Here is an 8,646-nt window from a genome sequence, read left to right on the forward strand (position 1 = left end):
GTATAGAAGGATAACCAAGGAAGGATTTAACGAATATGATACATATTTTATTAGCAGATGATGATCAACATATTAGGGAATTACTACATTACCACATAGAAAAGGAAGGATTTAAAGTTTTTGAAGCTGAGGATGGAAAGGTAGCACAATCCATATTAGAAAAAGAAAACATTCACCTTGCCGTTGTTGATATCATGATGCCATTTGTTGACGGATATACTTTATGCGAAGAAATTAGAAAATATCATGATATACCAGTTATTTTATTAACTGCCAAAGATCAATTGGTAGATAAAGAAAAAGGGTTTATTTCAGGGACAGATGATTATATTGTGAAGCCATTCGAACCAGCAGAAGTAATCTTCCGTATGAAAGCTTTGCTTCGTCGTTATCAAATGCTGAGTGCGGACGTTATCACGCTGCACGGGACAACGATTGATAGAAAAAGCTTTGAGGTAAAATGTAATGATCAAACAATTTTACTGCCGTTAAAGGAATTTGAACTATTATCACAACTTGCAGGTTATCCTGGAAGAACGTTCTCAAGGGAAGAGTTGATTGAACTTGTTTGGGGAATGGATTTTGAAGGGGATGAACGTACAGTCGATGTTCATATTAAACGTCTTCGAGATCGTTTTTCAAAACGAACAGATGATTTTCAAATTAAAACGGTGCGCGGACTTGGCTATAAGTTGGAGTTGAAATAAGATGAAGTCACTGTATTCTAGATTTGTATTGATTTCAATAGGAATTATGCTGGTTAGTAGTATAATTGGCTTTTTATTTACAAATGTCTATTATCAGGTGAAATTAAAACCGTATAATAGTGAAAAGATTTTACGTTATGCGGATGAAGTCAAAAATTTATATGAAAAACAGGATGAGGAAAATCGGGATGCTTATTTACATTCTATTGCGAATTTAGGTTATGAGATTTATGTAGTAGATGATCAAAAACATGGGAAACGTTTTGGAAATGCCTTTCGTACGATAAAGATTAGTGATGCTACAATTGAAGAAGTATTGCAAGGAAAAACATACAATGGTGTTTCTACCTATCCAACTCGCTTATTTATAACTGGCTTTTTTGATAATGAATTAATTAATAGTGTTGGGGTTCCGCTGAAAAATGGTGATAAGCAATATGCCTTATTTATTCGTCCTGATATACAGCAGCAATTCGGTGAAATGAGAATTTTCTTAGCAGTATTGCTTGTGTTTATTGTTATATTAAGTATCATTTTTATTGCAATTGCAGCGCGTTATATCGTTCGTCCGATTCGCATATTTACAAAAGCAACTCAAAAGATTGCGAATGGTGAATACGATATTGAATTAGAAGAAGGGCGAAAAGATGAGATTGGAATATTATCTACGAGTTTCAAAAAAATGACAAAAAGTATAAAAGAATTAGATCAAATGAGACAAGAGTTTGTTTCCAACGTGTCGCATGAATTTCAATCTCCACTTTCCTCGATTCAAGGTTTTTCTAAAACTCTACAGTCAGAAAAGATGACAGAAGAGGAAAGAAAACGTTATTTACAAATTATTGAAGGTGAAAGTAAGCGAATGTCTAGTTTATGTAAACAGTTACTTACGCTTGCCTCCTTAGATAAAGAGGAGAAGGTCATTCAAATAAAAGAGTTTGATTTGCAAAAACAAATTAAAGATGTCATTTTTATGTTGGAATGGAAATGGCGTGAAAAAGACATAGCAGTTGAATTTGATGTTCCTAACATAACTATAACAGGCGATGAAAATTTACTTCATCAAGTGTGGACAAATATATTTACAAATAGTATTAAGTTTACAGATAGTGGCGGAACGATTACATTTGCTGCCAGGGAATTAGAAATGAGTGTAGAGATTTCAATCTCAGATAGCGGGATTGGTATGGGACAAGAAGAGATGGATCGGATTTTTGATAGATTTTATAAGGTGGATACAGCAAGGGATCGTAATGTTGAAGGAAGTGGCTTAGGCTTATCCATTGTGAAGAAAATTGTTGAATTACATCAAGGGGAAATTTCAGTAGAGAGTACGAAAGGGCAAGGTACGACATTTCGAATTGAATTACCTAAATAATGAAGAGGCTGCTACAAAAGCAGTCTCTTTCTTTGTAATCTTTTATTCATATTCCGTTCATATTTCTTTTTTAAGCTTCATACATAGAAAGAAATAGGAAGGAGCGAATGAAATGTTTTTAGCTCTACGTGAATTAAAACAATCAAAGTTAAGATACGGGTTAATCGGGCTCATCATGATTTTATTATCATTTTTAGTCCTTGTGATTTCAGGATTAGCAAATGGCTTATCGCATGATAATGCATCATCAATTCAAAATATGGACGCAACAAAATTTGTATTAGCAAAAGATGCGGAAGATAAATTACTTCGTTCACAAATTAAGAAAGAAGATGTGGATGATGTAGTGGGGCAAGTAGATGCAAGAGATGCGGTACCATTTCATGTGAAAGTTTCCACCTATGAGAAGAAGGATAGTTCAAAAAAAGTTGATATAGCAATTTTTGCGAGCGAACGTGATACATTTTTAGAACCAAAGATTGTGCAAGGAAAAGCGTTAGGCACAGCGCAAGATGAAATGGTTGCTGATGAATCAATTAAAGAAAAAGGGGTAGACATTGGAGATACAATCATTGATCCCGTTTCTAAAAAAGAATTTAAAATAGTTGGATTTACGAAAGACCAAATGTTTAGTCATACACCGGTTGTCTATGTAAACCAAGATGTATGGGGAAAAATTGCGCAGCCAAATCAAAAAGATTATAGTGCAATTGCACTTCGTACTGATAAAGAAGTAAAAAATGCACATGTGCTAGAGAAAAAAGAAGTTCTTCAAAGTATTCCAGGATATAAAGAAGAACAAGGAACATTAACAATGATTATTGCGTTCTTGCTGGTGATTGCAGCTTTATTAATCGGTGTGTTCTTCTATGTCATTACATTACAAAAAACACAGCAATTAGGTGTACTAAAAGCAATTGGAACGAAAAATTCGTATTTAGCAAATACGTTAGTTGCGCAAGCATTATTCTTATCTGTTGTCGCGATGGTGATAAGCATTGTATTTGTAGAAGGTTTGCAAAGAATTTTGCCAGAAAGTATGCCGTTCTTATTAACAACAACAATGATTGGCCAATATGCAGGAATCTTTATTGTAATTAGCATACTAGGAACACTGATTTCCTTATATCAAGTATTAAAGGTGGATGCACTAGAAGCAATTGGAGGTGGCATGTAATGACATCACTATTGAAACTAGATGGAGTTAGTAAAGTATATGGAGAAGGGAACACAGAGGTAACCGCCCTTCATCCCATTTCACTTGATGTGAAGACTGGAGAATTTATCGGTATTGTGGGGCCTTCTGGTTCAGGGAAAAGTACATTATTATCGATTGCTGGAGCATTATTATCACCATCAAAAGGTAATATTTATATTGGTGAGCAAAATATTACCCATTTATCAGAAAAGCAAATGACAGATATTCGTTTAAGAAAAATCGGGTTCATTTTTCAATTTGCTAATCTTGTTCCCTATTTAAGTGTAAAAGAACAATTACAATACATTGCAAAATTAAAGAAAGAAGCCCGAAAAGAATCTGAAACGCGTGCGAATCACTTGCTAACAGTATTTGGACTATCTCAGAGAAAAAAACACTATCCACATCAGTTATCTGGTGGAGAAAGACAAAGGGTTGCGATTGCTCGTGCTTTTATGAATAATCCAGAGTTAATATTAGCAGATGAACCAACGGCAAGCCTTGATTCAAAACGTGGGCGAGAAGTTGTTGAAATGATGAAACGAGAAGTGAAAGAAAGTCAAAAAGCAGCGATTATGATTACGCATGATGAGAAAATTCTTGATGTATGTGATCGGGTATTAACACTTAGAGACGGAAAATTAGTATAGATGATGGCAAAAAAGCACAGGATGGATTCCTGTGCTTTTTTGTACATGATAATTCGTTTAGTTTGATTTTGAGACTAAATGTTATAATAGTATTATTATTCTGTCATTTGTATAGGAGGAGGGTGAAGTGTGGAGAAGAAAATCATACATATGGAAGGGCTTATGGTTTTAGTCGCAAGCATATATATGTATTCATTATGTGATTTTAGTTGGTTTATATTTTTCTTACTGCTTTTAGCACCGGATGTTTCAATGCTTGCATATTTTCTGAATGATCAGGCCGGGGCCATGGTATATAATTTGTTTCACACGTATGTAGTTTCCATATTACTCATTTTAATAGGGATGTTTCTAAATTTAGATGTTATGCTGATGAGTGGCTTAATTTGGACAGCGCATATCGGAATGGATCGAATGTTTGGATATGGTCTTAAATATAAAACAGGTTTTAAAGATACTCACATTCAAAAGTTATAAGGTGAAGTTTATCCTATAATACAAAGTTGATTGATTAAATATTATTGTCGGTGCAACGGAGTATATGGAATATTCTATAGAAGGAAGAAACGAATGGCATACATATAATCCAGCAATACTTCCAAAACTTGAAGGGAATCAAACGGTATATGTACGTAATAAAGGGGAAATGAATTTACAGCCTGGATTAACACAACTTTTTCGTAAAATGAGATCGATGTTTCTAAGTTTGCAACCATGATTCCAACGTGTTCGATTCTTTTTACTGGCATGATGAATTCCTTCTTTCCGTAAATTTCATATGTATCATAATATTGAAAATTAAGAAAATAAGTAAGATAAAAATCTTGCTTATTTTATAGCGTTCTATGATATAGTGAGAAAGTATGTTTGGAGAGAAGGAAGGAGAAAACAGTATGAACACAACTTCGCAAACTCCTTCATTAACGGAAACAATGAAAGAGTGGCATCAAGCGTTAGCATATGAGATTAAACATTGGAAAACGATAGGCGGCAGTAAACTATCTATTATAAATGGACGTTTTTTATATACAGATTATGAAAGCACAGTGTATGTATTTCAGCTTATTTCTGAAGTGAGTTTACCGGATGGTACACCAATCCGAATTGAATTTGATGGTGAGGAAGCAACAGGAGAAGTGCTATCTGTACATGGATTAGAAATCGAATTGAAATTGAATGATTATATACAAGGCGAAATAAGAGAAGCTACTTTATATAGTGAACCATGGCAATTGTTAGAACAATTGCAAGAGCGTTTAAAAGAAGTGCGAAAAGATAAACAAAAGCGTCAGCGAGTAAAACGTCTCTTGGATGGAAAGAGTATGCCAAAGCATATGGAAAAGATGAAAAATCCGAAGAATGAACTTGCATATCGTTCGTTTTATAATGGGGTAACATATGTTTGGGGACCACCAGGAACAGGAAAATCGTACAATTTATCACGCATTATTTCGGCGCATTATCAAAAAGGAAAATCAGTACTTGTGCTTGCTCATAGTAATGCAGCAGTTGACGTATTAATGAGTGAAGTAACAAAGCAAATCGAAAAGAAAGAAAAGTGGACACCAGGAGAAATTGTCCGTTATGGATTTAGTCAACATGAACATATACGTAATCATGAAACATTGTTAGCTTCTAGATTAGTGGAAACAACGAATGGTTCATGGGGAGAAGAAAAGCTTTATTTAGAAGAAATGCGCCAAGATTTACGTCAAAAAATCTTGTCTTATAAAGCAACTGCTTCTGATAAAAAGCGTATGCAAGAAATTGAAGGCGATCTAAGGAAACAAAGGGCAAAAATTAAAGAAGTAGAAAGAGAATATATTGAAAATGCAAAGGTAATAGGTGCGACACTATCCAAATGCGCAATTGATTCTCTTATTTATGAACGGACATTTGATTTAATTGTTGTGGATGAAGTAAGTATGGCGTATGTACCCCAAATTGCGTTAGCGGCTTCTCTTGGAAAAAGAATTGTTATTTGCGGTGACTTTTTACAGTTGCCACCAATTGCGATGGCAAACCACGAGCTCGTTAGAAAGTGGTTAGGGGAAGATATATTTTATCATGCGGGGATTGTCCAATCTGTAAACAAGTGTGAGACACATCCGAATTTATTTATGCTGCAAGAACAAAGGCGTATGCATGCGGATATATCTAAATTTACAAACTCATTTATCTATAAAAATAGAGTGTTCGACCATCCTTCTGTTTCAGTGCGCCAAGAATTAGCGAAATTGCAGCCGTTTGCGAACGAAGCGACTGCCTTGTTTGATACAAGTTTGATGGGAGCATATTCTGTAAAAGATGCTGCCTCTGGCTCTCGTTTTAATATCATGTCAGGGCTAATTGCGGTGCAAATGATTTTAATTGGATTATTAGATGGGGTTCAATCGATTGGAGTTGTAACGCCATATCGTGCACAGTCCCGTTTCTTATCAACATGTATAAGAGAAATATTGCAAAAGACAAAATATCGAAATACACCTGTTCTAGCAGCAACGGTTCATAAATTTCAAGGGTCTGAACGAGACATGATGATATTTGATACAGTGGATAGTTATCCGCAGGAACGTCCGGGTGTATTATTCTTCGATCATAAGAATCATCGTCTTGTAAACGTTGCGGTAACAAGGGCAAGAGGGAAGTTCATTCAGTTATCAGACTGCCAGTATATGCGGAAAAATCTTTCTAGAAAACAAGCGTTATCTCACTTAACTTCTCACATAGAAAGACACGGAAATGTATATGATCGTACAACATCACGTCCATTGTTAGAGCGAAAGATTACAAAACGTCTGAGATGGTTTATGCAAATGAATTTAGAAGAACCGAAAGGATTGTTAAAAGATATCCTATCAGCAAAACAAAAAATTATTATTTCGCTTCCAAGTACAAGGCAGGTAGATAAAAGAGTATGGCAGGCGTTAATGCGTACGACAGCACAGGTAACGATATATAGCGATGGACCAATTCCATTAAAAAATGTAAGGGCACAAAGGCAAAATAAATCGTTACCATTTTTATTAATTGATGATGAAATCTTTTGGGTAGGCGCTCCGTTAACATCTCAAATGATGTTTGAAGGAAGTCCAGAATTCCCTTATATATGTGCGAGATTACAGGCGCCTGAAACAATTGGTGTTTTAAAAGGGTTTTTAGATATTCGTTAAAAACGGATATGAATTCCTTGACATTTAGTTGGAATAAAACTAGAATAAAAATAATTTAATATAATTTTATGAAAATAAAAATAATTTTCTTATCACGAGAGGTGGAGGGACTGGCCCTATGAAGCCTCGGCAGCGGATTCAATATGAATACTGTGCCAATTCCAGCAAGTGAAAAACTTGAAAGATAAGAAAGAGGGCCATTTTTAAATTTGTATTTCAAGCCTCTTTCTATCTTTTAGAAAGAGGCTTTTTTATGTGTACATTTAAAGGAGGAATAAGAGAAATGGGGACAAAACAAGTAACGTCACACCGTAATGCCATTATTGAAAGTATAGAAAGAAATAAAGAAAAGTATGTAAAAACAAGTCATGATATTCATGCGAACCCTGAAATTGGTAACCAAGAATTCTTTGCATCTAGAACATTAAGTTTATTGTTAGGAAGTGCAGGTTTTCAGCTGCAGCATAATATAGCAGGGCATGAAACAGGGTTTGTCGCACGGAAAAGTTCAGGAAAACAAGGACCCGCAATTGCCTTTGTAGCGGAGTATGACGCTTTGCCTGGACTAGGCCATGCATGCGGTCACAATTTGATTGGGACAATTAGCGTTGCAGCAGCGATTGCTTTATCGGAGACGCTTGCAGAAATTGGCGGCGAAATTATTGTATTTGGAACACCGGCAGAAGAAGGCGGGCCAAATGGAAGTGCAAAAGCTAGTTATGTGAAAGCAGGTTTATTTAACAATATTGATGCAGCGCTTATGATCCATCCTAGCGGGAAAACAGCAACGACAAGTCCGTCACTAGCAGTTGATCCACTTGATTTTCATTTTTATGGAAAGTCCGCTCATGCAGCAGCGTCACCAGAAGAAGGAATTAATGCATTAGATGCGATTATTCAACTTTACAATGGCATTAACGCACTACGTCAACAGCTTCCATCAGATGTGAAAATTCATGGCGTCATTACAGAAGGAGGAAAAGCACCTAATATTATTCCGGATTACGCAGCAGCGCGTTTCTTCATTCGCGCAGCAACACGGAAGAGATGTGCTGAAGTAACAGAAAAGGTACGAAATATTGCGAAGGGAGCTGCACTCGCAACAGGGACAACAGTAAAAATTAATCAGTTCCAAAACGAAATTGATGAGCTGCTAGTGACGAAGACATTTAATGAAGTGGTTGCTGAGGAGTTAGAACAATTCGGTGAAGAAGTAAACCGAAAAGAGCGATGGGGCATCGGCTCAACAGATGCAGGAAATGTAAGTCAAGTTGTACCAACAATTCACCCTTATATCAAAATTGGTCCAGATGATTTAATTGCACATACGAATGAATTTAGAGAAGCAGCGCGTTCCGAACTTGGAGACAAAGCGTTAATTACATCAGCAAAAGCATTAGCTTGCACGGCATATCGTTTAATTACAGAAGAAGGAACGCTTGATCAAATTAAGAAGGAGTGTCAACTACCCGCTACTTAAACGCTAACACGTTTTGAAGTGGGGGCTTGAAAAAAGCCCTAGTTGTCTAGCCTCAGTCTT

Annotated in this window: 7 protein-coding genes, 2 pseudogenes and 1 riboswitch; of the genes and pseudogenes, 8 read left to right on the forward strand and 1 reads right to left on the reverse strand. The window is 35.9% G+C overall.

Translation table 11 applies throughout. The features are described from left to right. Positions 1-35 precede the first annotated feature (35 nt). The 6 genes and pseudogenes from V7183_RS09500 to V7183_RS09525 form a co-directional block, all read left to right on the forward strand. Positions 36-707, forward strand: a complete 672-nt coding sequence (locus V7183_RS09500) for a response regulator transcription factor (protein ID WP_097899818.1) — start codon at positions 36-38, stop codon at positions 705-707. 1 nt (position 708) lies between these two features. After that, the gene (locus tag V7183_RS09505) at positions 709-2,085 is read left to right on the forward strand and encodes a sensor histidine kinase (RefSeq protein WP_335359318.1); all 1,377 of its coding nucleotides are present in this window, start codon (positions 709-711) and stop codon (positions 2,083-2,085) included. Between the two features lie 112 nt (positions 2,086-2,197). Next, positions 2,198-3,262: an ABC transporter permease gene (locus tag V7183_RS09510; protein ID WP_335359319.1), complete on the forward strand. Its 1,065-nt coding sequence runs from the start codon at positions 2,198-2,200 to the stop codon at positions 3,260-3,262. Further along, positions 3,262-3,933 carry an ABC transporter ATP-binding protein gene (locus V7183_RS09515; protein WP_097899821.1) on the forward strand — a complete coding sequence of 224 codons (672 nt, stop codon included), beginning with the start codon at positions 3,262-3,264 and terminating at the stop codon, positions 3,931-3,933. The genes V7183_RS09510 and V7183_RS09515 overlap by 1 nt, the downstream gene beginning before the upstream one ends. A 129-nt stretch (positions 3,934-4,062) precedes the next feature. After that, a complete protein-coding gene (locus V7183_RS09520; RefSeq protein ID WP_335359320.1) occupies positions 4,063-4,410 on the forward strand; it encodes a DUF4260 domain-containing protein in 348 nt (115 codons plus the stop codon). 37 nt (positions 4,411-4,447) lie between these two features. Beyond that, positions 4,448-4,615, forward strand: a pseudogene (locus V7183_RS09525) (DUF4073 domain-containing protein); the annotation flags it as partial. On the opposite strand, the pseudogene V7183_RS09530 reads toward V7183_RS09525, so the two are convergent. After that, positions 4,587-4,682 (reverse strand): annotated as a pseudogene (locus V7183_RS09530) (VOC family protein); the annotation flags it as partial. The pseudogenes V7183_RS09525 and V7183_RS09530 sit on opposite strands and share 29 nt — an antisense overlap. A gap of 114 nt (positions 4,683-4,796) precedes the next feature. Here V7183_RS09530 and V7183_RS09535 point away from each other — a divergent pair. After that, positions 4,797-7,106, forward strand: coding sequence for an AAA domain-containing protein (locus V7183_RS09535; RefSeq protein WP_335359321.1), 2,310 nt, complete (start codon positions 4,797-4,799; stop codon positions 7,104-7,106). Between the two features lie 86 nt (positions 7,107-7,192). Further along, positions 7,193-7,297, forward strand: a riboswitch (SAM riboswitch). A 92-nt stretch (positions 7,298-7,389) separates the two neighbouring features. Beyond that, positions 7,390-8,586, forward strand: coding sequence for a M20 family metallopeptidase (locus tag V7183_RS09540; protein WP_335359322.1), 1,197 nt, complete (start codon positions 7,390-7,392; stop codon positions 8,584-8,586). Positions 8,587-8,646: the final 60 nt, after the last annotated feature.

The sequence above is a fragment of the Bacillus sp. JJ1127 genome (genome assembly GCF_036965845.1).
Taxonomy (GTDB): domain Bacteria; phylum Bacillota; class Bacilli; order Bacillales; family Bacillaceae_G; genus Bacillus_A.